This is a genomic window from Pseudomaricurvus alcaniphilus, from assembly GCF_011440395.1.
Taxonomy (GTDB): domain Bacteria; phylum Pseudomonadota; class Gammaproteobacteria; order Pseudomonadales; family Cellvibrionaceae; genus Pseudomaricurvus; species Pseudomaricurvus alcaniphilus.
This window is the reverse complement of sequence record NZ_JAAOIX010000003.1, coordinates 344,485-370,644: the sequence shown is the minus strand read 5'-3', so window position 1 is coordinate 370,644 and position 26,160 is coordinate 344,485. Positions and strand designations below refer to the sequence as shown.

Below are 26,160 nucleotides of genomic sequence, written 5' to 3'. Positions count from 1 at the left end.
TGCAATGCTCAGCTGCGCGACAGGCATGAGTTATCACTTGATATTAGCTAACCTGACCCAAAAAACCATAAATTAACGCAAAAACCTGCCACCGGGCAGCCCGGCAAACATTAATACCAGGCCGCAGGCCAGGTTACCCGGGACAGTAGCTGGGTCTGGTTGGCGCCGTTTTTGATTTCCAATACACCACTGCCACTGCCGGCAGAATACAGGCCGACTTCCGGAATGCCGTCGCCATTCATATCTGCAAGTTCTACCAGGGTGGATTGCGTGGCATCCATAGAGGGCCAGCTAAAAGTGCGCAGGGTTTGCCCGCTGGCGCTGTTGCTGACCACCAATTGGGCGTAGCCAGCAGTGACGTGATTGCCCAGCAGCGCGTAGTCGTGCAATTGATCGCCGGACAAATCCGCCAGCACGTGCACCTTGCCATCGACCCAGGTGGTATTCCAACCCACTGCCTCCAGGGTTTGCTGATTGCTGCCGCGCTTGACGATAATCTGGGTGCGGCCATTGTCACTGCGCACCCCGGCCATCCCCAACTCCGCCCGGCCATCGCCGTCCCGATCCGGAACCGGCAAATACTCGGGGCTGGTCAACTCTTCCGGCCAACCGTAATTACGCACCCCCTGGGAGCGATTGGCACCATTCTTGACGATCAACTGGGCGCGACCGTCGTCCCTGCGCACACCCAGTAACCCCAGCTCTTCAATGCCGTCGTTGGTGTTGTCAGCGAGGCGCAGGATCTGCTGCTGGTCCCAGTTATCACCCCAGTTATAAATAGCGTGCTGGATATTCGGGTCGACGCCATCCTTGATCACCAGCTGGTTGCGGTTATTGCCCGTGCGCTGGCCGAAAATCGCCACTTCCTCCACCCCGTCGCCGTTGACATCCGGAGTCTGCAAAAAGCGGACATTCTGCCAAATTGCCGGCCAGCTGGTGGTGGGTAATTGCTGCTCCGGATTGGCGCCATTGCGCACCACCAGCTTGGCCTGGTCACTGGCTTTGTCAAAACCGAAGATCGCCAGCTCGGAGATGCCATCGTTGGTGGAGTCGTCCAGCTCCTCAAATTGCACCGCGTACCAGTTAGCTGGCCAACTGAAGGTATTCAGCTGCGCCGCGCTGACCCCGTTCTTGATGGATAACTGGGGGCGCAAATCAGCTTTCGCGAAGCCGAAGACGGCCAGCTCATCGACTCCGTCGCCATTGCGATCCGACAGCCTGACCAGCTGCGGGTTGTACCAGCTCGCCTCCCAGGTAAAGGATTTGACTGTGGCACCGGTGCTGGGGTCAGTCACAATCAGCTGGGGCTTGTCGTTATTGAGGCGTACACCAAACTGGCCCACTTCCTCAATCCCGTCACCGTTCATATCCCAGAGTTTGTGCAGCGAGAGATAACTACTGGCTTCAAGCAGCACGTCGCGGCTGTCCAGCGGGTCAGTGCCGTACTGCAGCTCCTGGAAATCAGTAGCGCCGTCGCCATCGCTGTCGTGATCGAGGTCGACCGGGTGTTCACTGCCGAGCGCCCACAGTCTTTGAATGGCCAGCGGTGTGCGCGGCGTCGAGGCCCAATCCAGGTTGACGTGTCCCACCAGCAGTGCGCCGGCGGCGGCGCCGGATACCGTCGCCGCCAGGTCAAAGGGTGCAGATTCGCCGCTACCGAAGTCACCCAGCGGGAAGTAGCCCCAATCGCCGGGGAAACAGCCGCTGTCCGGGCACACCGCCCCGCCCTGCCCCGGGAAAAAGAAACTGGTGTTGGGCATCAGGAACCACAAGCGGGCATCAGTCAGTTGCGGCGCGCTGATATTCTCAGCGAGAAAATCCCAGTTCAGGGTGCTGCCGCTGACTGCCAGGCCAGAGTCCACATCCAGCACCTCGGCGCCAATCACGGTCGCCAGTTGCGCCCGTGCCAGGGACCCGGGTTGATTGCCGCCGCCGCGCAAGCTGCCTTCGAGTATCAGCACCTGCCCCGCCTCCAGCCCCGCGTCTGCCTGCAGGGTGACACTCTGCTGCACCCAGCCGCCGGCGGGAATATTACCCAGTGGCCAGATCACATAGGGGTTGCCGGCCCCCGCCAGTGCCAGTCCATTGCCGGAGACCGTCTGCACCGCAAAGCCCGACGGGATCGAGAGCACGAAAAATGCGTTATTGAGCGCCGCCGCTCCGGGATTGCCGACGCGGATATCCACCTCCTGGGTGGCATTCGCGGCCACCACAAAACGCCGTCCGGCCATGGCCACCTGGGGTTTCACAGCTTGCGCATACAAGACTGAAGACTTAACCCCCGCCCACTCAGCACCACCGTCCGCCTGCGCCATGGCCCGGCTGGTGAGAACATCCCCATTCACGGCGGCGTCGGTTTTCAGCACCGGGATGGTCACCACCCGGCTCTCCCCTGCCTCCAGTGGGCCAAAACTGTAGTAACCCCACTCGCCGGCATCGCAGCTGGCACCGCTGCAGTCTGTGGCCGGCAAGCTGCCCAGCTCCATATAGCTGCTGTGCTCTGCGGTTAGCACCCGCAGCTCCACATCTGCCAGGGCTGCCGAACCCCGATTAGTCAGCACATAGCGATAATAAAAATGTCCGCCCAGGGCGAAGCTCAAGTCATTGACCAGGGTCGCGTCCAGGGCCAGCCCAGCCTGGTTGAGCACCGCTACACTCTCCGCAGCGCTGACCAGGGTTTGTTCGCTGTCACGCACACGAGCTGCTGTTGTGATCAGGTCGCCGGATTCCTGGTCCGCCGCCAGCGCCACTCGCACAAAGTGCTTGCTGGCAGCCCCCGCCGCCAAAGTGCCCAGCTCCCAGCTGATTACGCCGTTGGCCAAACTGCCACCGTCGGACACCTCCACCAGACTGGCGCCGGCAGGCAGGTCAAATTCCAGCGACAGTCCCGGCAAGGGAGTCGCACCGATATTGCCGAAACCGAGCTCGTACCGGACCTCGCCGCCAGCGGCTACGGTTTGCCGGCGCGCGTCCAGTGACAGCTCCACTGCGCTACTGGTGTCATATTCGGCCTCCGCGGTCGCGCTAACCGGTTCGCCTAAACCGGTATAAGTGGCGGCCGCGTTAAACGTAAAGGTCTGCCCGGAAGTGGCGCCCACCTGCTGGAACGGCACGATTATTACCCGGGACGCGCCCGCGGCCAGACTGCCAAGCTCCCAGCTCGGGGTCTCACCCGCGTCACAGCTACTGCCGCTGCAATTGGCAACCGGCAACGCACTGGTCTCATTGAAGTTGGTATTGGCGGGCACATCGATGGCGACGGTGACGTTATTGCGCACCACCGAATCCGGGTTTGATACCAGGATTTTGCAGTAAAAGTAATTGCTGCCCTTGCGATCGGAATCAATAGTGGCTGCCAGGTTCAGTGCATGGCCAGGACTGGCAATACACAGAAGCAAAGCAGTGAGGAGGATTGATCCAAAACTCGGACAACTATACCAACAAGAACACCAACAAGAACGCCAACAGGAACGCCAACAGGAGCTAAGACTAGCGTATGAGAACATCGCACAATCCGATTTAAGGTTCGCGCCATTAGCGCGACCAAACCTTGTCAAATCCCCATGCCTGAATAATTTTTAGCGATCGCGAGGGGAAGCCCGGCGCAATTTCAAGGGGCTCACCCACGGAGCGGGCGGAGTCCTTGCGAACTGGCTGAGGTAGAAGTATACGCCAGTGGAGAAGACTCGCAAGGTGGCAGACGACCGGTGCGTGGCATGCACCTTCGGATTGATGGGAAGTAATAAAACTCTGTATAGCCTGCCCAGCGACAAATGGCTGGGCAGGCTGCTTCGCTAAAATGCAGCCATATACACGCGTCTAGTACCAGGCCGCCGGCCAGTTCACAGTCGAGAGAATCTGTGCCTGGTTGGCACCGTTCTTGATCTGCAGGACACCACTACCGCTCTCGGCCGAATAAAGTCCCACCTCCGGAATGTTGTCGCCGTTCATATCCGCCAGTTGGATCAGGGTAGCTTTGGTGGCGTCCATGGTAGGCCAACTGAAGGTGCGCAGGTTCTGGCCAGTGGCGCTATTGATCACCACCAACTGGGCATAACCGGCGTTGAAGTGGTTACCCAGCAAAGCGTAGTCCTGCAGTGCGTCTGTCGAGAGATCGGCGAGGATATGCACCACTCCGTCAAGCCAGGTGGTATTCCAACCCACCACCTCCAGGGTTTGCTGGCTGCTGCCTTTTTTGACAATGATCTGGGTGCGCCCATCGTCACTGCGCACGCCGACCATACCCAGTTCCGCCAGGCCGTCATTGTCGCGATCCGGTACCGACATATAGATCGGGTTGGTCAACTCCTCCGGCCAACCGTAGTTGCGCACGCCCTGGGAGCGATTGCTGCCGCTCTTGACGATCATCTGGGCTCGGCCGTCGTCCTTGCGCACACCCATCAGCGCGATCTCGTTACTGAGGTCATTGTTGAGATCGGCCAACGACACCACCTGCGGGTCGTCCCAGTTGTTGCCCCAATTGTAGATCTCGATCTGTACATCGGGGTCAGTGCCGTCCTTGATCACCAGCTGGTTGCGACCACTGCCAGTGCGCTGACCAAAGATAGCCACTTCATCAACCCCGTCGCTGTTCATATCCGGCAGTTGCACAAACTGCACATTGTTCCAGATGGAGGGCCAACTGGTGGTGGGTCTGGCAACTTCCGGATCGGAGCCGTCGCGCACCACCAGCTTGGGTTGCCAGGTGACATAATCAAACCCGAAGATGGCCAACTCAGACACTCCGTCACTGGTGGAATCATCCAACTCTACAAACTGCACGCCGGTCCAACTGGCCGGCCAGCTGAAGGTATTCAGCACCTGGGCGGCGTTGGCCCCGTTTTTAATCACCAGCTGCGGCCGCAGGTCGGCTTTGGCCAGACCGAACAGGGCAAGCTCCTCTACTCCATCGCCGTTGCGATCGGAGACTCGCACCAGTTGCGGGTTGTACCAGTCATCCTCCCAGGTGTAGGAGGTCACCGTGGAGCCGGTGGTCGGATCGGTGATGATCAACTGAGGCTTATTGTTATTGGTACGCTTGCCAAACTGCCCGACCTCCTCAACTCCGTCTCCGTTTATATCCCACAACTTGTGCACAGAGATAAAGGCCGCATTGGGAATATAGTAATCACTGTCGAGCAGTGGATCGCTACCCAATAATGCTTCCTGGTAATCAGTCCAGCCATCGTTGTCGCTGTCCTCATCATCCAGCAGGGTGCCGAGCCGGTGTTCAGTCAGGTTGCTCAAACCATCACTGTCCAGGTCGAGGCCGGCGTCTGCGTCCGAGAGGGGGTTTAAACCCACTGCCACTTCAGCGCCGTCGGTTATACCATCGGCATCGGTATCGGCTACGTACGGCAGTGTGCCAGCGAAATACTCGCCGGTGTTACTCAAATCATCATTATCCGCATCCAGCGCACCATCGGTGCCGTCGAGGAAGTCAAAGCCATTGGCGATTTCCCACCAGTCCGGAGCGCCGTCCCCGTCGCTGTCGTGGTTCTGGTCAACCTGGTACTCACTGCCCGCACCCCAGACTCTTTGCAGGGAAATTGGCTTGCGGGGAGTGGAGGACCAATTGAGCTGAGCCTGGCCCACAAGCAACAAGCCATTGGGCGGGTTTGAATCAGTGAGCGGCAGATTAAACGCCTCAGCGGCACCGGCATCAAAATTTCCAATGTCCCAATAACCCCACTCGTCGGGGTTACAGGTACTGCCCGAACACACCGCACCGGTGCCGGACTCCAGCGCATAGGTATAGCTCGGCACCCAGAAATACAGGGTGGTATCAGCCACCTCGGGCGAACTGATATTTTCCGCCAGCAGATCCCACTCTCGCGCCCCGGCGGTATTGGTTTCTGCGGTATCCAGATCGATCACCTCTGCGCCTATCACCGTTGGCAATTGCGACCGGGCCAATGCATTGGTGGGATCAGCGCCGCGATGCAAACTGCCGCGCAGTACCAGCACCTCGGCCGCACCAAGACCTGCGTCGGAAACCAGGGTTACCGATTCATGCAGCCACTGCCCGGCGGGAATATTACCCAGCGGCCAGACCACGATGGGGCTGCCTGCAACGGTATAGGCCACGCCATTGTTCGATACCGTCTGCACTGAATAGCCGTCCGGGATATTGAGAACATAATAGGCATTGCTGACCACGCTCGACTGCGGGTTGCCGGCCCAGATATCGACCTCCTGGGTAGCGTTGTCAGCCAGCACAAAACGACGCGCGGTCATGGCGACCTGGGGCGTCGGATCATCGGCGTAGAGTGCCGTGGATTTACTGCCCAGCCAGTAAGCACCACCGCTGTCGTAGGCCACCGCCTGGCTGGTGAGCACCTCACCATCCACAGCGCTCGACTCCTTGCTCACTGGAATGGTCACTACCCTGGATTCGCCAGCGCGCAACTGGTCTATGCTGTGCAAACTCCACTCGACCCCGGAATTACAATAACTGCTACCGCAACCACCCGCGACAGGCAGCGCGTAGGTGTAATAAAAACTGGTGTGGTGAGCCACCATAGTGCGCAGGGTCACGTCAGCCAAATCTACCGAACCGCGATTGGTCAGCACATAGCGATAGAGAATATAACCACTGTCATCGTAGGTTTGGTCATTGACCAGACTGACATCCAGCCCCAAATCCACATCGTTGCGTACCACCACACTTTCGGAGGCCTGGATCAGGCGCGCCGCGCCGCTGTGCAAGCGTGAGTGGGCGACAATCACATCGCCGTCTGCCGCACCGCCCGGCAAGCTTACCCGTACATAACGTTTATTGGCCGCACCGGTGTTTAAGGTGCCCAGATCCCAGCTGACCACGCCGCCACTCAAGGTGCCACCGTTGGAGGCATTGACCAGTGTCGCTCCCGCCGGCAAGTCATACTCCAACACCAGATTCTGGTAGGCGCTGTTGCTGATATTGCCGAAGCTCAGTTCATAGAGGACTTCCGCACCTGTAGCTGCCACTTGTGTGTCGGCGGCGAGGGACAACTCCAGCGACGCCGTACTATCATAATTGGCTGAAGTCTGCGCCCCCAGGCGGAAGCTGTCCGTCGCATCGTAGGCCACGGCGCGGCTGGTCAGAACTTCGCCATCCACAGCGCTATTGCGGTCTACCGGCACGATTACCACCCGGGATTCCCCTGCCGGTAGCAAACCGTAACTGTGCTCACTCCAGTCCACCCCCGGATCGCAATAGCTGCTTCCGCAGCCGCCCGCCGTAGGCAAGCTGTAGGTGTAATAAAAACGGGTATGGTGCGCCACCATGGTACGCAGTGAAACGTCCGCCATATCCACCGAACTGTGGTTGGCCAGGACATAACGGTAGTAGAGAAAATCACCGCTGGCGCTGCTGGTGTCGCTGGCCAGCGTCACTGTCAGGGACAGCCCGACGTCGTTGCGCACCACCACGCTTTCGGACGACTGGATCAAGCGCGGCCCTCCCGTGTGCAGCCGTGCATCCGTGACCACCACCTCGCCATCGGCCAGTGTATCGGCCAATTCGACGGTGACCAGGCGCTTGTTGCCACTGCCGGTATTGAGGGTGCCGAGGCTCCAGCTGACAACCCCGTCGGACTCACTGCCACCGTCGCTTGCGCTCACGAGCGACGCGCCGGGCGGGAGATCAAATTCCAGCACCAGGTTCTGATAGGCACTGCCGCTGATATTGCCAAAGTTCAATTCGTAGGTAATTTCCTCCGCGGTATCCACCACCTGCTTCTCTGCCGATAGGGACAGCTCCAGAGCCGGCGAACTATCGTAATTGACCGAGCTCTGTGCCCCCAGGCGGAAGCTGTCGGTGGCATCGTAGGCCACCGCACGGCTGGTCAGCACTTCGCCGTCAACAGCTCCGACGCGGTCTACCGGAACGATAACGACCCGAGACTCCCCTGCAGGCAGCAACGAATAACTGTGTTCACTCCAGTCCACTCCGGGATCACAGTAGCTGGTGCCACAACCACTCGCCGTGGGCAAGCTGTAGGTGTAATAAAAACGGGTATGGTGCGCCACCATCGTGCGCAGCGAAACGTCCGCCAAATCCACGGAACTGTGATTGGCCAGAACATAGCGATAATAGAGAAAGTCGCCACCTGAACTGCTGATATCACTGGCGAGCGTTACACTGAGAGTCATTCCGACGTCATTGCGTACCACCACACTCTCAGCGGACTGGATTAGCCGCTGGCCACCTGTGTGCAGGCGCGATGTGGTAACGACTACATCGCCATCTTCCAGGGTATCCGCCAGGGTCAACGTTAGCATGCGCTTATTGCCAGTACCGGTATTCAAGGTACCCAGGTCCCAACTCACGACCCCGTCCGACTCGCTGCCACCGCCTGTGGTACTGACCAGCGTAGCACCGGCCGGCATATCAAATTCCAATACCAGGTTCTGGTAGGCACTGCCGCTGATATTGCCGAAGTTCAATTCATAGGTAATTTCTTCACCCGTTGCCGCCACCTGCTTTTCTGCAGACAGGGACAGCTCGAGTGTCGAGGTGCTGCTGTGATTGATGGATGTTCGACTGCCCAAGCGATAATTACCGGTGCTGTCAGAGGCCACCGCGTGGCTGGTGAGCAACTCGCCATTGACCGCATTAACACGGCTGAGCGGTACGATAACAACTCGCGATTCACCCGCGGGCAGAGAGTCGTACTCGTGCGAACTCCACTCCCCGGGATCACAGTAACTTGTACCGCAGTTAGATGCCGTTGGCAGTGAATAGGTGTAGTAGAAACGGGTATTATCCGCGACCATGGTATTCAGAACCACGTCGGCCAAGTCCACCGAGCTGCGATTCGACAGCACGTAGCGATAATAGAGGTAATCGCCACTGCCACTGGAAATATCACTGGCCAGGGTGACATCCAGGGTCAGGCCAGCTGCAGAGTTGACCACAATGGATTCGGTAGAAGTCACATCCAGTGAGCCGGAACCGGTAAATTGCGCGTTACTTAAGTAAATCTCCCCATCCTCGGCACCGTCCGGAATCGACACCGTAAAAAATCGCTTGCTGCCACTGCCCACGCCGAGAATGCCAATATCCCACACCACCTGGCTGCCGACCTGGGTGCCGCCATCCGAGGCCGAAACCAGTGTCGTGCCGGCCGGTATATCCGCCGCCACTTCTGTTGCAGTAAGGCTGGCGTTGCCGATATTACCGTAGCTCACCTGGTACTGGACGTCACTGCCGGCATCGACGGTCTGTTTGACCGCGTCAATAGATAGCTCAATCGGGGTGGTAGTGTCGTACTGGGTGGTTACCGAATCTGTAAGCGGCGAGCCCAATCCGGCGTATGTTACCGACGCGTCAAAGGTGAACGACTGCCCGTCCGTTGCCCCGCTGCGCTGCGCCGGCACGATGATCATCTGTGAATCACCTGGCGCCAGGTCGCCCAAATCCCAGCTTGGGATATCGGCACCATCGCAATAACTGGTGCCGCAACCACTCGCCACAGGCCGTGAATAAGTGTAATAAAATCGCAGGCCCGCCGGCACATTGGTGGTGACCGTGACATCGCTGCGCGTCACCGAATCGGTATTGGACACCAGAATCTTGTAATAGTGAAAATCCGAGCCCTTTTGGTCGACATCCACCGTCGCGACGATATTCAACGCTAACGCGAAATTGGCGACCAGAGCGAAAAATGAGAGGAGAAAAAACTGTTTGAAAAATGGCTTGAGCAACCTGCGTAAGCCTATGAAAGTGAGCGAGATCATTACACAATTCCTTCTGCGTTTATATCAATGCTGCATGACGAGCGGTAAAACATTTGCGTCAGTGAAAATAAACCTGACAAGTTGCACGGACTAGCCATTGACCAACGGAGTTATTTTCGAGGAGACACCATTAAACCGTTAGAGTAAATCACGATTTAAGCGAATAGAAAAAGATTGATGTGGAATATAGGATTAGGTCTTTTAGATGCTCGTCACAGGAATGCAATAAAAAACCGAGGTATCAGGTCAAAATATGCGGCCAGCCAAGGAATAAAATGTTAATGACGTCAAATGGTCGAAACCGATCTGACTGTACACCTCGAGAATTAAATTAACTTTGAAAATCTCAGGCAGGCTAAATCAGCGCTACTACAAGCCTGTGGCACCCACCCCGCTCCAAACCCTGAATCTAATCCTGCTTTTGCTCTTTTTCCAGCGCTCGCCAGTGCTTTTCAATTCGGGACAACAGATCCTGCTCCGCAGCCGCAGATCCCACAAACGCAAACACAGGCGCCAAAAATTGAGCCTGATTGACGCTTTTGAGAGCCGTGCTAACCATGGAAAAATAAGCTTTCTTGCCTGCCTCTACATCACTGGCCAACAGCAACTTTACGTATAATTTTTGAACATCTGCTTCCTTGCGTTCGGCTATGGGGGCCATTGCCGCCAATGCCCCTTCGATATTGCCCATTTGTTCCAGCGCAGCTGCCACGACCTTGACAATACGCTTGTCAGTTGGCGCCAGTGCAAGCGCCTGCTGATAGAGCACCACGGACTCTTCCCGCTGACCCAACTCATCAAGCAACAACGCCTTGTGACAATAAAACATGGCATTCTTTGGGTTAAACTGAATGGCCTTGTCGAAAAAGCATTGGGCGAGTTTTATATCTTTCAATTTCAAATAACATTTACCAATGGATGCGTACAATTGGCCATTGGGTTTGTTGATCAAAACTGCGTGTTTATAGCTCTCCAGTGCCAGGCTGTGCAGGTCCGAGAAGTACAGATAATCCGCTAGCGCCTGGCAGGATTTTGAGACCAACGGCAAGTGTGTATCAACATGATTGACAAGGTGTGAACCAAGTTCACGATCGGCTCGAAGCCCCTTTCTGGTTGCCCATTTTAACAACTGCGCGAAAACATCCTCGCCAATAGCACTGGCCAATCGATTAACGAAATCATCCTCAATGGATCCCACGGCGGTGGTAGCTGCTGTACTTTTGTTATCGATGGCTTCAGGAATAAACCCCTGCACTTGTTTTAAAAGCAGCTGATCACTTTTCCCTTGTTTGTAGTAGCGAACATTTTCGTCTTCCGCCTGAAAGTCAGCATACTCTAACAATTGCTGCCAAATGGCATCCAGCTGAACACGCAACGACTCGGACAGGGAGTCATGGATAGAATCGGCAACACTGGCGGTGACCAATTTGGTATTGACAGGCGAATCAACCGTAGCGTCCAGCGCCATATTAAACTTTTCATTCACGCTGGCTATCAAGGGATGCTTTGCCAGAACAGCTCTGTGAGTCAGGACCATTCTGTTACTGTGTTGTCGCTCTAAAAATTCTAACAATTTGCGGTTATAGGCCAGCCACATCCTGGCGGCCAGGTCCGGCTGAGACCAAAATGCGGCGTGCAAGCGACAGCTACGCCGGGAAAATTCATTGTAAGCCAGTGGCCGACTATGTCGCTGCAACAGTGACTCGATACACTCGGCCCAGTGCCTGATTACAAAAAGGTAGCGCCCTCTTGAACCGAGAGCCTTATCCCAACTATCGAGATAAAGCATCGTCCTGGGGTCTTTAAATCCCCAGGCTTTCTCACCCTGGTCGCGAACGGCCACATAACCAGCGATTGAGTCTGTTGGCAATGCCAACAGAGCCTCGTTCCCCTGGTATTGCCAGTCGGCACCAGACTCCAGCAATGCTGCATCGTGCAGCTTCACCACTGGCCAATCTTCAAAATGACCACCCGGATTGGAAATATCGGCCCCCATCAGGTGGTTGCCCATATTTAATCCGGCACGGTTCAAGTAACGGGCGACAGCGGAGGTGGCGCTGCGATGAAAGCCGGTGCAAACAATGACGGGCTGGCCGACAGGGCTGTTGGTCATAACAAACTCTTAACTTGAAAAACCGGTCATCACCCCACAAGAAACAAGCGCTCAAGACGCCAGGTAAGGAGATGCAGGCACTTGATTTGTTTGCAGAAACTCAATGTAGCGAGCTCTGATCGCCTCCCTGTTGGCATCGAACCCGGCCCAGTCGTATTCCGCCAGAAAGCCAAAATCGCCGTTGTCCAGGCAGCTCAGGTCATCCTTGCCAATCTCGAGGAACGGAATTTTCATGGTCTGGCACATTTCCTTGGTGCGACTGTCGTGCACCAGGCACAAAGCAGGCTTGCCGGCCTGAATCGCCATCATGCAGCCGTGGATACGGGTGCCCACCAGCAGATCATAACCACTGAGAAAATCGATCCAACTGTCGATATCGAAAAAGGCCCTGGAGCGGCGCTCAAACCAGCGGGTAAAGCGATTCAGCGGCATGGCCGGCTTGATGGCATCGCGATACTTTTCAATAAAAGGTTCCGGCACTTGACCGGCTTCACCGCGCGCCAGCTTGATAGAATTGATGGGGTGCTGCACGATGTACTGGCCACTGTGCTTCTCCAGCAAACGCACCAACTTCTTCTCAGTGGTACCGTACTTGCCCTGGGGATTGGGTGACCCGGCAGCGATAGCAATTTTTTTCGGCTCCGGATTGATCCGCCCCTGGATGTAACGCCCCAGATCCCGGCGCGGGTTCAGAAACAGCGACGGGCAGCCTAATACAGTGACTGACTTTTCCAGACCGTACTTTTCGAATACCTGACGGGTGGATTCGCCTCGCACGGCGATATTGGCGGCGCCAGTGGCACTCTTGCTGGCCAGCGCTTCCATAAATGCCAACGTATCGTTGGACAATTTTGGCGCCTTGCCACCCAGTGCCATCTGCGCCCCCAGGCCGATGGCCACAACCGACCCGGGAAAGTCATTGCAAAACTCATAGCGGGCGCGATTGCCAGCGTGCTCACCGATATGATTGGCGCAGGGAATTACCGCCACATCACCACTGGCCCCGACACGGCTGTGAAAGTCGATGTTAGTGTAGCTTTCCAAATGACGCTGGACCGCGGTAAAAAAAGCCAGGTTACCGGTATTGCCGGTTTTCTTGAATGCTTCATTGGTCGCCATAAATGGCCAACCATCCACCCGGCCAACACTGCCGACCACAAAAACATTTTTCTCTGCTACTTGCGTGGAATCCAATTGATAAACCTCAAATTTTCGTTAAACAATGACTTCCGCGCTTGCCGGACGCTGCTCATAGAGTGGCAGGTGCCGCTGCAAGCAGTCGTCAATACTCAGGGGCGGGGTAATATTAGCCGCGAATTCATCGCGCAGGGTCGGGTTGTTGATGATCTTTTCCAGGGCGTGGGCCAGCGACGCCGGCTTGCCCGCGCGGAAGTGCAAGCCGGTGCGGCCATCCTCAACTTTTTCCGCCATGCCGCCGATATCACTGACCAGCAGCGGGCGACCGTAGTTGAAGGCCTCCTGAATCACCATCGGTGAATTTTCCCACCAGATCGAGGTCATCACCACCCAATCCACGTCTTTCATGATGTCGAACAGCTCCCTGGCTTCGTAGCGGCCGTGAAAGTCGATGATGTCCTTGTTCTTTTTAAACAGAGTCATCAACTCCTTCTGGTAGCTGGATTCCTGCGACTCCAGATTCGCACCGTGCACATCGATATGCAGCTTTTTACGCAATTTCTTCGGCAGGAAATCCAGCGCGGAGAACAGCACGTGCAAGCCCTTGAAGGGGTTGATCTGGCCAAAATACGCCAAGTGCACCTTGCCCTCAGTCGCCACCGGGTAGCGGAACGCCGGCTTACTGACCGGCGGTTGGCCGTTCTCGATCACGGTAATCGCATCCGCCGGTATACCCCAATCCACATAGCGCTGCTTGAGAAACTGTGACGGCGATACAAACGCATCCACCAGCCCAAAGAACGCTTTCAGGTATCGCTCGCGCAAATAAAAATCCGCCGGCGAATGCTTGGGAAAACAGCGATGGCAATCGGTGGTGCTGGCGCCGTAACAGAGTTTGGGCTTGGTATCGGTAGTGATCATCTGCCCGCCGTTGCGGCAAATGGCCAGGTATTCGTGCAGGGTCAACACCAGGCGGCTGGCTGGCAGCGTGGTCTTGACGATCTTGAGGGCTTCGATACCAAAGTGAATGTAGTGATGAAAATGCACCACATCTGGCTGGATACGCTGCAACAGCTCCCTGAAATCGGCCCACAGGTGGCGAGTATTGATATTAGAGAACAGGAAAAAGTCGTCCATAGTGGTGTGGAACAATATTTCCCGCTCATCGCCGCGGGTGGAAAAGGCCGCGCCGCCGTGGGGCATCAAATCCGTACGAGCCAGGAACCAGGCGTCTACCCCCTGCCGGCGCAATGCCTGGTACATATTGTAGGCCGCCAGTTCCGCCCCGCCCTTGTTAAAGTCCGGGTGGCCGTGGGAGACAATCAGGATTCTCTTATCAGTTAAGCTCATTCTTCAAATCCTTAATTTGCTGGTCCCACTTTTTCTTTTGCCGCATACCGTTCATCAAGGTCAATTTGAACTTCCAGTCGCCCGCGTCCACCAGGTTCTGCGACTGGCGCTCCAGGTGATAGAGGCAGTTTTCACCGTCGGCGTATATCTTCAGGCCTTGTTGGCGCACTTTCATACACAGGTCAGAATCCTCAAAATCACCGAGCAGGTAATGAGTATCAAACCCTCCGACCTGACGATACACCTCGGTTTTCATAAGCATGCAAGCCCCGGTAACCGACTCCACCTCCTGGCTGGTAAACGCCGGTGCCAAACTCTCGGGAAAGCCTTTATAGGGGTGATAGTTCATCCAGACACCGGGGTAAAAGCTGTCTTCCTGGAAGCGCATACCCATATGCTGGATGGAATTGTCTTCATAGACCAGCTTACCGCCCAGGATCCCCACCGCGTCGAGGGTGGTAAACTTGGCCAGCATTTTCGAAAGCCAGCCCTTTTCCCGCGGAATAATGTCCGAGTTCAACAACAGTACGAACTCGCCACGGGCCTGCTCCACACCGAGATTATTGGCGCCGGCGTAGCCCAGGTTGCGGCCACAGTAAACAGTGGTAAAAGCCTGGCCAAAGGTTTGGAAGGCACCGTTGCAGGCAATAAAGAACTCTCGCGCTTTGGACGGATCATCCAGCACGTAGATGATTTCGGTATTGGCAAAATCCTTGTCGCTGGAAAAATGCAATAACTGGTGCTGGATAAAATCGTAGCGCCCATAGATGGGAATAATCACCGATGTCTTTGGCGACTCCGGCCGCTTGCCGTACTGCTGCACCTCACCGGTTGGCCTGCTCTGCAGGCGCGGCTCCCAAATCGCTTCGAACACCTGGGCCAGTAACGGTGCTGCCCGGGTAGCAAAGGATTCGCTGTAGACGTTGAGCGGGGCCAATAAAAAGCGGGTTGCCTTGACCTCATCCGCCGGCAGGGAGCCAAACTTCAGGGGCAGTTTCTTGAGACTGCTTTTATGCTGTCTGCGGCCATAACTGAAACTGCCTGTGCGCACCGGCCCGGCACAGGGCACCACACAAAAAAATCCCATTTCCGTGTGGGTCATACCCTTGGCAGCGGCCATATCCCGCAGGTCGTGGCGCGGGTAGCGAATTAACTGGTTAGTGATATCCAGCACCTGGTCGTCGAGCTTTACCTGAATCAAATCAATATCAGAGCCGGGATCGGCAATCCAGCCATTGAGATACACGTACTTATCGACGATGGTCGCTACTGTATCCACACAAACACTGAATACTTCGCTTACTTCTTCATTCGCATCGTCCTGTGGATCATCGGCATCAAGGTATTCCAATGCCTCCGTCACCCGGGCTCTACTGGCCGCAGGTACGGATCCGATAATGGCCGCCATAGAGTCCACCATAACAAAGGCCTGCTGGCTGATATCCACGGATTCCGAGCCCACATGCAGCTTGCCCAGGCGGTTTGAGCGGCTTTCAGCAATGGCGATAAAACCTGAACAGTAAGCGCTGTCGGCTTGCGGTTTCAGCGCGGCCTCTACATCTGGCCGATGCACCCAGACAAAGCGCACGTCAATCGGGTTACCTTCCACATCTGTGAGCGAAGCTGAAGGTTCCGCAGGACTGCCCTGTACCAATATCCAGCCCCATAAAACCGCAGTATCGCCGGATTCATAAAGGGTATCGACTGTCGCTCGCAACGAGCCTTTGCTTTTACCCGCAGAGGTAAACTTTCTAACAATTCTCTTCATAAGCGTTGTCACTGCAAAATAATGTGTAGCCGAGGCAGGTGAAACAGGTATCTTATCCGTTCACCCCGGCACCTATTGCCGGTCGTCCCTGGAGAGCTTGTTAACCCGGCGCCGCAAGACAGTTACCTCCTTATTCAGGCGCTGAATCATCAACAGCAGCGCGGCAACCAAATCTTCATTGGTAACAGCGGTCTTTTTAACTGACGATTTGAATTGCAACGGCGCCTGGCCCATCTCTCCGAATAACTGGTTCAGTTCATTCAGGTCATTGTTGCACTGGCTTTTGATGGTATCGAGATCACCTTCGCTGGGCAGTAACGCTGAATAGTTGACGCTTTGAAACTCTTGCCGCAGTACGCCGGATTTTTCCAGTAATGGCTCCAGCTCCGCCGGCAACACTTCGCCTTTTATTTGGCTGTTGTAAATCGCCCACAGGGCCATGGCTACTTCATTGGGAGAGGAGTTTTGAAAGTTCTCGCTGGACGGCTGGTATTCCAGCCCGATCAGTCCAAAAAAGTCTTCCACTACATCTCCGCAGGCATCGAAGTTACGCAGGTAAAAATTGCCTTTAGCCAATCGTCGCCAGCGCCTGACGTTAGGCATAAATTCCAGGTTTCTCTCAGACACCCACTGCTTAAAACTCTTGACCGGGCCACTGTAGGTTTTGTGCTTGATGCCCCATTGTTTGTAAGCCGACACTGCCCAGGAAAAGTGATTGCGCACATAACCGATAATAACGACCTTAACCTGCATCTTGCGCGCCAGCTCAATCACCGGCTCGATCACGTCCTGGAACGGAAACAGGGACTCGTTCGACCACACCGCTCCCCTATAGCCTGCAGCTTTCAACTTCGAAAGTTCACTGTCTATAACAGTCAGCAGTTGGCCAATGCCGTCTTCATTGTTCCTGACGTTGAGGAAATCCGGCCAACCGTAGCTTTTCTGCCAGCCGTATTTGGGTTTATCGACGTTTTCAAACATCAAACCAATATATTTTAAACGGCTTTTTTCCAACAGGGCGGACGACTGATTCAACCGCGTCTGGATAGAGGTGCTACCGGCTTTTCCCGAGCCTACATGAATATAAAAAGTGAAATCAGAATTTTCTGTTGACATAATTTGATCCGTACTAATTAATTGTCCCAAACACCGCAAGCAGTATTAATCTAGCCCTTGCCCGTCCACATATCGGCAATATTACAGACTTTGAGTGTTGAGCTCATACATTCTCAAGTTGGCAATTTAGCAGTATAAAATTTTTTTAATAAACCTAGGGAGCACTAAATGGCAACTTTAAAATCAAATTATACTGATGAATTCAAAGTTATTCGTTATCAATAAGCTCTTCATCACAAAGCAAATCTACGATTTTCTGCATTTTTGTGGAATGCTTTTCTGCTCTATTTTCTTCCATATTTCGAACTGGATTTAACGCTCCATTACTTGCAGTATAGTGTTTTAAAAACAAGCTCATCACATGCTTTACACCTTCTGGGGTTACTTCTCGACAGTCTTCTGCAAAATATTTTCCTCTTACATGTGGACTTGTGATAATTTCATAGGATGGAAAGTATACGCAATCATCAAAATTACAAGTCGCTTGTTCTGCAGCAATACGTAGCACTGATTTTGACCAAGTGGTTGAGAGTAATACATGACGATTTTCATACGTCGCATTCAGCGGAACTGGAGAAACCGTCAGAATAATTCGAAGCGAAGGATTTATAGTTCGCAGAAACTCAATAGATTGTCGGAGATCTTCGTAGGTTTCACTCACATCAAAATTACGAAAAACCACTTTTCCCGGATCATAATCACCACCGGCTATGCCAGGCGCAATTGGGTATATAGCTCCATCACTCACATCCTCCCAAGCCTCTGTCAACCCCAAAGTAAATACAAAAACATCCATATTCTCAAATGCATCTCTCACATATGACAAGTGCTGTTGTTGATCACTTAACAGTTCCGCTTCACTCACAAATCCATTGGGTTGAATTTGAGGTCTAAATGGATCGATAAAAGCATTGTGATCAAATTTAGATCTCCATGCTTGTGCAACAGGTACAAAATGGCCGAACGCCCTGTAAATAAGTTGCTTCAATTGGCGTGTTGTGTAAACGTTTCCGTACCGTGCTGAAAACTTTCCGTAGTTGTTGCGCATTGCTATATGGTTAGGAATGACAGGGTGTGGCCTTTCGGATATATAATGAAGAAAACCAGAGCCAGATAAGAACTTTGCAACATGTTGAGCAAAGCAACTACCAGCCGTAACGATTTTATTGTCTTCCGATATCAAAAATGGTGGCTTCGGTCCAACCGGATCTAAAAGTTTTCCATCACCGACACCAGGCTCCTTTTTCCAAAATTGGTAATCGGGCAAGTTCTTATAGGGATGCATCACTTTTCTCCAAAATCTCTTCAATTAATTTAACGACTAACTTCCCGTATTCAATATTTCCATGTGTTGGGTCATCGTTATAAAATTCACTCCGAAGAAACCCTCGATCATCTATAGCCGCAGGAGGTGCATCGACGAAATGGGCCCCCAAGTCACTTGCAAATGATTTAAGTACATCTGTTTGAATCTTATAAAGCTCCAACTTTAAATCATCTGGAGCGGGCCCGCGCCCTATAACCTCCTTAAAAAACTTCGGGTGTCGTGTTATATGCATCCAATCAGAAATTGGAGGAGGTGGATTCAAGTACATTTTTTTTGCATCAGGAAAGGAATTACACAAAGACTTAGCCTGATTAAAAAATATCGTTAATTTATCGGTAAAAACCTCCAGCATTATATTTCTAGGGATAAGCCACCTAGAGCTATCATGGGGAACAGAACCTAAATCAAAATCACCAACACTAAATGGATTGGGATCTTCAACAAGACCAAGAATATTGTGTTCATTACCGCTAAGACTTATGCAAATAACGTCAGGACTAGGGTTTCTTAATAATGTCCTGTCAACTAGTCCATCCGAGCTCTTATTCAATACCTTTGCTTTTTGAAGTTGGCGTATATTTAATACTTCAAAATCTTTTGATGAACTTAAATTAACCGCCTTTTGAATACAGTTTACATGGCTATGCCCAACAACAAGCGCCTTACTTTTCATCTGCCCCTCCATTCCGAATAATTATTTATAACCAAGTGTCTTCGCGATTAATCACTCTTTACTTTAGGCTTGACTTTCAAACTTTTCAGACGAACAATTTCTTGTCTCTGATCCAAACACAGTTGCACCAGAACCTCAAATACATCCAATACATCTTGAGATATGCTGGTAACTTCCCGAGAAATATCATAAGAAGGTAACTTCATTAGATCCAGTATTTTCAAATCGCCACCTAGCTGATACTTGAAATTAATATCATTCAGCAATTCAGTGTACTTTTTTATCATATCCACTAGCGCTGAAGGGTCGACAGGAAAGGAATATTGCTTCTCTGGATGTCGATATAGAAGCGAATCAGAAATTCGCTGTGAAAAAACGCCATCATGGAGCTTGTTCAAATAAGTCAATATAAACGTTTCATCAATTGTTAGACTCCTGTTTATCTTCTTCCTATGAGCCTCATAATTAATACTCTCCACTAACCCATCAACTTCTAACAATGCCAAAAACTCAAAAAAGAGATTTTCTTTTACAGCGTCATAACTAATCAACTTTAAATTATCAAAAACACTTCCCCATTCGTTGATAGCTCTGATTTGAGGGGAAAAAAAACCTTCATGAAACTCCGAAAATGCACGTTTATCGCCATGCCGCTTTACAGATTGCATGTATAAAGAATAAGTATGATCGTAAATATTCCTTACACACCCAACAGGAATGACGTGCAAATCCTTACTATCGAAAAATTTTTTCAACTCCTGAATTTGCATTTTATTCAGGTTTCCTAAAAGCTCGCTAGAAATAATGGCCGTATTGTTATTTTTAAAATACCTATCGACAAAACTCTTAATGAACTTCTCTTCATCAAAGCTGGCCGGGCGGCGTGCAACTGTAGCCAGCTGCACTAACTCGACACCATTTCCACTCGTTATCTTGTTCTTCTTAGCCTCTTCGGGAAACCCAGCATAAGTGACTCCATTCTTGCTCAGATCTTCTTCGACTTTTGCAAGCGCACTTTGAATTGCTGTGGAACCAGTTTTGGGGAAGCCGATATGTAAAATTAACTTCTTAGATTTTTCCATAGAACAACTCACTCTACTCTAAAATAGGCTTTCAAAATCACGATACAATGCATCAACTAAATCAGAGTATACTCATGAAGCTTAACTTGTTTCGAGGAAAACCTAAAACTTGAGTAGAACTCAGTCAAATTGGTACCTAACAAATCAAATACCTTTAGCGACCTATCAAAATCTTCCTCAAAGTATTTGTCATGAATCTCCGAAAACTCCAACTCGCTTAGACTACTTGTCCACTTTTCAGTGGACTTCATAACTCGTGAAAACTCTGAGGGCGTTACCTCACTATAAACTATGCTATTTTTACCTGTCACAACCGCCATCTCGCCCTTCTTTACGAGCATTTCCTTGTTGTTACAGGAAATAATATGATCACAATCAGCAGAATAGAAATAGGTGGGCAGACGCCCCCCCTCAAGAACTTTACCCACATCTTTTAGCTGTTCCGGCAACAAAAAACCATACCTGTCAGCTAAACCTGAAAAATATTGCTCTACGCTCGACGCATCCCTTTCCAAGCAAAAAACATCAATACTATCTTCTCCAAACACCTCAAGACAAAGCATAAGGTCTTCGTAATACGAAACATTTACATTTGACTGCAGAGATATCGCCTCCGGAAAGCTATTAGCGTAAACATTGTTAAAAAGCTGATTACGCTGCAAATTATTAGGCGAATACTTGTATGCGCCGAATCTAGAGAAGACCTGTATATCATGGATATAATGTGAAAATGCCCTATATACAGGATGCCTCACACAAATAATAATTTTTAAATTATCACCAAAAAAACTCTTTATCCGAGATAATATTTTTCGTTTATGTAGATGGTTACCACCAGTCAAATACGATGGACTTGACTCAAAATAAGAGGAAGGGTTAATCCTCGATTGCGAAAACATACCCCTATAGTTTTTCATATTGAGCCCAGCATTTCCCCGAAAGAAATTAAGCTCTTTCTTTTCTCCTGGGTAATTTAACAGTTGATTTGTTCTAACATATCTATCCAGTAAAGTCGTACCGCACTTTCCCCAGCCCAAATTAACAATAAACACTGCCGTCACTCCATATATAGAAAACTTCAATTCAACCTAGCGTCAAGAGATCGCTCAATCTATATCATAAGCCACTGCACGAGCTGCTTGATAACATGGTAATTCATGCATGAACTGAAATTGAGAACGCAAAAACCCATAAACTCCATCGCGATCAGTATCCAGGCATTCCTCCAATGAGATTTTTTTAAGTGATTCAGCACTCAGAAACGAACAAAATAAAGTCGACGCCTGCGACTCATAGATGTGGTTTACATAGAGCGACGGCACTTTATTAGTCACTGAGCTTGTAACAACCTGATCATAGGAAAGCACACAAGAAGCGTAGGGTGATAGTTTCGCCAAACCTTGACCATTTAACTTTTTTAACCTTCTCGTTAGTATCATTCCATTTGATGGAGTGATGTCCGACACATATTTTAAGTGCGCCAGTGTATTGGACTCAATTCGCGCGGTGCCACTCATAAGCACACAATCACCTTTACACTTTTGAAGAAAAGCATCCAATTCAACTGCAAGCAGTGAGTCTTCATAAGATCGAATAGCTAATTGATCTTGACTACCAAAGGCCATTCGTAAACTTTTTTCAATGGAACTACCATCCGGAACCATGACTGTCAGGCGCCCTGATTTATTATTCAATGCGAGTAGTGCACTGGTAATACTGTCAAAAAGATATGAACCTTCTGACTCATCCGCCAACATAATCAGATCGAGATCAAACTCAGGGCAGGTTGAAGAGAACACATGCTTATCAAGCAGCGGCCTCTCCTCATTAAAAATTCGTTGAATTTCCTGAAAATTTCTTTCGTAACTTTCCAGGTGGGTAATTTGATTTTCTGCCTTAGCCATAAAATAATCACTAAGCAAAACCGGAACAAATTTTGGAGATTTAATATAGCTATACCGCCATATCAATTCCCAATCAACCAATCTCCGCATACTTTCATTGAAGCCGCCTAATTTTTCATATGCGGCCCGTCGATGAATAAAACAATTCAAATCAATATAATTTCTATTTTCCATCAACGAGAGACTGAATGGTCCTGTTCTAATCATGACTGGATTATCAACTGGACCTTCAGGCGTTTGTAATACTTGAAAGACAGTTTGCCCGCAGTATGCACTGTCGGTTTCTGGACTCAAGTATAGAGCCGTCACCATAACCTTTAGATAATCAGCCTTCCAGGTATTGTCGGAGTCCAGGTATGCAATGAAATCACCCTTGGCTTCGGCCAAAGCTCTGTTCCTGGCAGCGGATACTCCTGCATTCTTTTCCGATACTACTAGCTTTATCCGCGACTCACCCAGCTCTTCAACCAAGTCCCGCACTACCGAAACCGTCTGGTCAGTCGAACCATCATCCACGATAATCAGCTCAAAATTTTCGTAGGTTTGCTCTAAAACAGACCGAATTGACACCTCGATGGTCGTTTCTCGATTAAAAGCTGGCATTACCACTGACACCAACTTCTCACTTTTAATTTTTCGCGCAAGCCCAACAAACGATTTCTCGGTCTGACAAAAGTATTTTAATAGCTCCAAACTTTCATCGTTGTCATAGGCAAACTCCCTGTGCCTGGACAACCAGGATAGCTGTGTTTTAAGACTGCTCACCGGGAGCTTTGAAACCGGGTTTAGCGCTTTTATTTTTCGCTGCGCAAGCACCCTATTGTCCCCCGGCAATTTCAGCTTGAACTCATGCTCCTGGCCGTCGAGCAGCTCAGCAGGTAGCCGAATTTCGAATCCGTGCTTCCCATTACCAATACCTGCCTTCAAAAGGTCCGCCCTAAACGAATCTGCTCGCCCTAAAACAGAGCCCTTGTTATCAAAAACAACCTCTACTACCGGGCGCTCATTCACGTTTGCCTTATTGAAGAACCAACCCCTTATCATATAACCAGAAACACCGTCCATACGGCCTTTATAATCGGAGCCAACCTGAGAAATCAGAACCCTCTTGGCTATCGAGCCCCCATTAACCATTCTTACTTCAACGACATGCCGCTCGCCGTCATCAATCTGGTTGGGTAATTTAAACCGAAAAGCGCAATTACCATTTTTATAACCCGCTGCTTCGAGATCCTCGCGGTATTGTTCAGCCTTAACAAAGCCAACGAACTGACCGTCCAATAAAACCGCCAAATCCAGGTGCTTTTCCGGGTTCAAAGCGTCGTATGCCCAACCAATGACCGTGCCGTTATTAATAGCATCTATAAAACCCATGGCACTCGTTGAGGGTACTACGGCGTCTTCAGGGGCGAAAAGATCAGATAGCTCCCGCGAGCCCGACACACCATCACTAGCATCTACAAGCGCTGCAGCAGATATTTTCTGATAAACCTCCAGCTTATTGGGTGCTCGTTTCGCAATCCTTTCCAACCAAGGTGTTATAAAATTATTTTTCAATGCAGCTTTCGTAATCTCAAGAGCCGCGGGTTCATGCTGATTAGTAAACCGAATTGCATTCCTTATAAAGTAATAGAAGTAATAATGAGACGGTAAACCGCCGCTTTCCGAGCGCTTAAAGTGATAAAGTTCGGATCGCGGCTCCACCAGAATCTCTTCACCGGAAGCACGTACTCGTTGGCACCAGTCCGTTTCTTCAAAGTAAAGAAAATAGTCCTCGGGAATCAATCCGACCTTTGAAAATATTTCTGGTCGACAAAATAAGCTGGCGCCTGTCACGTAATCTGCTGCATATGGCGTCGACGGGAGCGTATTCTTATCCATTCCCCCATACAAATGGCCAGCATCCAATCCATTTTTAAAGTTCAATCGACCACCTGCTGACCAAACTTTGTTATCGACACCTCCCACATAAATCGCCGAACCAAAAACTTTACACTCCGGGTTATCAACGGCTGTTTCGACCAATATATCCAGAGCCTGCTTTTCCATGACGATATCCGGGTTCAAAACCCAGATAAAATCAAACTGTTGTTGGAGCGCAATACTTATCCCGACATTATTACCTAGCGCATATCCGCCATTATGGTCAACTCGTACATAGGTGATAGGACAAGCAAGTTTCGATGTAAAAGATACAAAATCGGAGTAGCTAAGATTGGGTGAGTCATTATCAACCAGAAAAAGCTCAAAGCTTTTATTTGTGCCAGTCTCAATACTGCTCACTAAACGCTGGACATCGTCGTAGTGTCCATAGTTGAGTATGATAATTGCCGCATCACGCTTGCATTCTCGATCGTGACTGCTGCGAGTAACTTTTACTTTCCTGGTAGATCCGGCGACCTCCAACTCCGTCCAATCCGGCTCCATCTTCTCGGAAACAGCAGATGCCAGATTCCGGCTAAAATCCTTCCAGGTTAGATGCTCTACGCTAGCTTTCGCGTTTTGAAATAACGTCTCCCTCTGCTCCAGTATCTCTTTGCTCAGACACGCGCGCATTGTGTTGTATAACGCGTCATTGTCTTCAGGGTCATAAAGCCAACCATTCTTACCATTAACAATAGTTTCTGGCAGCACACCCATACAAGGCGCGATAACAGGCCTTGAAAAAGACAATGCATTCAGAACGGAGCCTGAAGTCAATACATTAAGATAGGGCAAGACCACAAAATCAGTGGCATTAAAGTGCAGCTGCAATTGATCGTCAGGAATAAAGTCAGACACCACTGTACAATCATCCACGCCACTGGTTAACTGACGAATACTTTCAGAATTGTAAGGATGCACTGGCTTTCCAGAGATCAACAAATGGATATTGCTGAATTCTCTTTTGAGCTTTCGAAATGCTTCGATTAACTCTCGCAACCCTTTATAAGGGCGCAACTGACCGATAAATGAGAAAACTATAGTATCATCAGGTATTTTAAAATAATCTCTGGCCACTTTGGGCGTAATATAGTTTTGATATACATCAATATAATTCGGGTGCGGTAAAACTATAACTTTGTCGGCACTTATGCTGTATTCGTTCTTTATTTCTTCTATTACGAGCTGAGAATGCACGTGAACTTTTGCGGCGATATCGGCAACAGATTGAGATAGACTTCTTTCGACATCTTCATATCGTCTGTCGTGTGAAAGAACATTGTGTATCGTCCAGATGACAGTACCACCCAGCGCAGTAAATTCTTTTAACTTACCAATAAATTCGTCTTTCTGCCTTTCTGCAGCCCAAACGCTCGGCGCATTGCTGAAAACAGGGTTCAGCCAATGAAGATGAAAAACATGACCATCGCCATCAATGTTGTTGCGAATTTTGTCAATAGCGTCATCGATTTTACCCGGGGAATGCTGCCAGTTTCCCGGCAACGATCCGACTAACCTTTTCTGATATGGATTAGTAATGGAGTAATCCGGAAAATACGTCAGGTGGACCATCGGCTCTTTGGCTTTTACAACTGTTTTTACTTTTTCTGCAATCTCACTTGCACTACCGCCTATCAGCTGACCTTCAAAACCCTTTATTTCAAGCCTAACTTTATTCCAGTCAATAGCCTTCTCAGACTTCAGGCTAAATCCGTAATCTCCGTGCCCCAGACCAGCTGCAGCCAAATCTTCTCTATACTGATTCGCCATAACACTCTTAATAACCTTGCCATCAAGAGTCAATTCTATCTCTACATGCTCATCTGGCAGCCCAGGAATCCAGGCCCATCCATTAATAGAATTTGCTGTGATACCTTCGAGGTAGCCTTGCACCTTATAGTGTTCTGCTTCATCGGTTGGCTTTTCCCCCTCAACTTGATTGTTGGATACCAGGGGTTCGTCTGAGAGTGTTTCAGCGTTGGCTTTCATCATAATTTAAATGCAGCTCGTAGTAAGTTATCGGTGGCCTTGGCGTGGGCCTTAT

Annotated in this window: 12 protein-coding genes; all 12 read right to left on the bottom strand. The window is 50.8% G+C overall.

Annotated elements, in window-relative coordinates:
* Positions 1-110 precede the first annotated feature (110 nt).
* Complete coding sequence (locus G8764_RS22940; protein WP_166164466.1) at positions 111-3,278, bottom strand: thrombospondin type 3 repeat-containing protein; 3,168 nt, start codon at positions 3,276-3,278, stop codon at positions 111-113.
* A gap of 541 nt (positions 3,279-3,819) precedes the next feature.
* Complete coding sequence (locus tag G8764_RS09925; RefSeq protein ID WP_166164465.1) at positions 3,820-9,723, bottom strand: DUF11 domain-containing protein; 5,904 nt, start codon at positions 9,721-9,723, stop codon at positions 3,820-3,822.
* 409 nt (positions 9,724-10,132) lie between these two features.
* Positions 10,133-11,836: a hypothetical protein gene (locus G8764_RS09920; RefSeq protein WP_166164464.1), complete on the bottom strand. Its 1,704-nt coding sequence runs from the start codon at positions 11,834-11,836 to the stop codon at positions 10,133-10,135.
* A gap of 51 nt (positions 11,837-11,887) precedes the next feature.
* Entirely contained in the window at positions 11,888-13,030 is a 1,143-nt protein-coding gene (locus tag G8764_RS09915; protein WP_166164463.1) for a polysaccharide pyruvyl transferase family protein, read from the bottom strand.
* Positions 13,031-13,051: 21 nt separating this feature from the next.
* A complete protein-coding gene (locus G8764_RS09910; protein ID WP_166164462.1) occupies positions 13,052-14,323 on the bottom strand; it encodes a glycosyltransferase family 4 protein in 1,272 nt (423 codons plus the stop codon).
* Positions 14,310-16,091 (bottom strand): glycosyltransferase family 2 protein, encoded by a 1,782-nt coding sequence (locus G8764_RS09905; protein WP_166164461.1) that lies wholly within the window; start codon positions 16,089-16,091, stop codon positions 14,310-14,312. Before G8764_RS09905 ends, G8764_RS09910 begins: the two co-directional genes overlap by 14 nt.
* Positions 16,092-16,163: 72 nt before the next feature.
* Entirely contained in the window at positions 16,164-17,207 is a 1,044-nt protein-coding gene (locus G8764_RS09900; protein WP_166164460.1) for a hypothetical protein, read from the bottom strand.
* 208 nt (positions 17,208-17,415) lie between these two features.
* On the bottom strand, positions 17,416-18,492 hold the full coding sequence (locus tag G8764_RS09895; protein WP_166164459.1) for a GSCFA domain-containing protein: 1,077 nt from the start codon (positions 18,490-18,492) through the stop codon (positions 17,416-17,418).
* Entirely contained in the window at positions 18,479-19,207 is a 729-nt protein-coding gene (locus G8764_RS09890) for a hypothetical protein (RefSeq protein ID WP_166164458.1), read from the bottom strand. Before G8764_RS09890 ends, G8764_RS09895 begins: the two co-directional genes overlap by 14 nt.
* 47 nt (positions 19,208-19,254) lie before the next feature.
* The gene (locus G8764_RS09885; protein WP_166164457.1) at positions 19,255-20,289 is read right to left on the bottom strand and encodes a hypothetical protein; all 1,035 of its coding nucleotides are present in this window, start codon (positions 20,287-20,289) and stop codon (positions 19,255-19,257) included.
* A gap of 56 nt (positions 20,290-20,345) precedes the next feature.
* Positions 20,346-21,341 carry a sulfotransferase family protein gene (locus tag G8764_RS09880; protein ID WP_166164456.1) on the bottom strand — a complete coding sequence of 332 codons (996 nt, stop codon included), beginning with the start codon at positions 21,339-21,341 and terminating at the stop codon, positions 20,346-20,348.
* 54 nt (positions 21,342-21,395) lie between these two features.
* A complete protein-coding gene (locus tag G8764_RS09875) occupies positions 21,396-26,108 on the bottom strand; it encodes a glycosyltransferase (RefSeq protein WP_166164455.1) in 4,713 nt (1,570 codons plus the stop codon).
* Positions 26,109-26,160 lie beyond the last annotated feature (52 nt).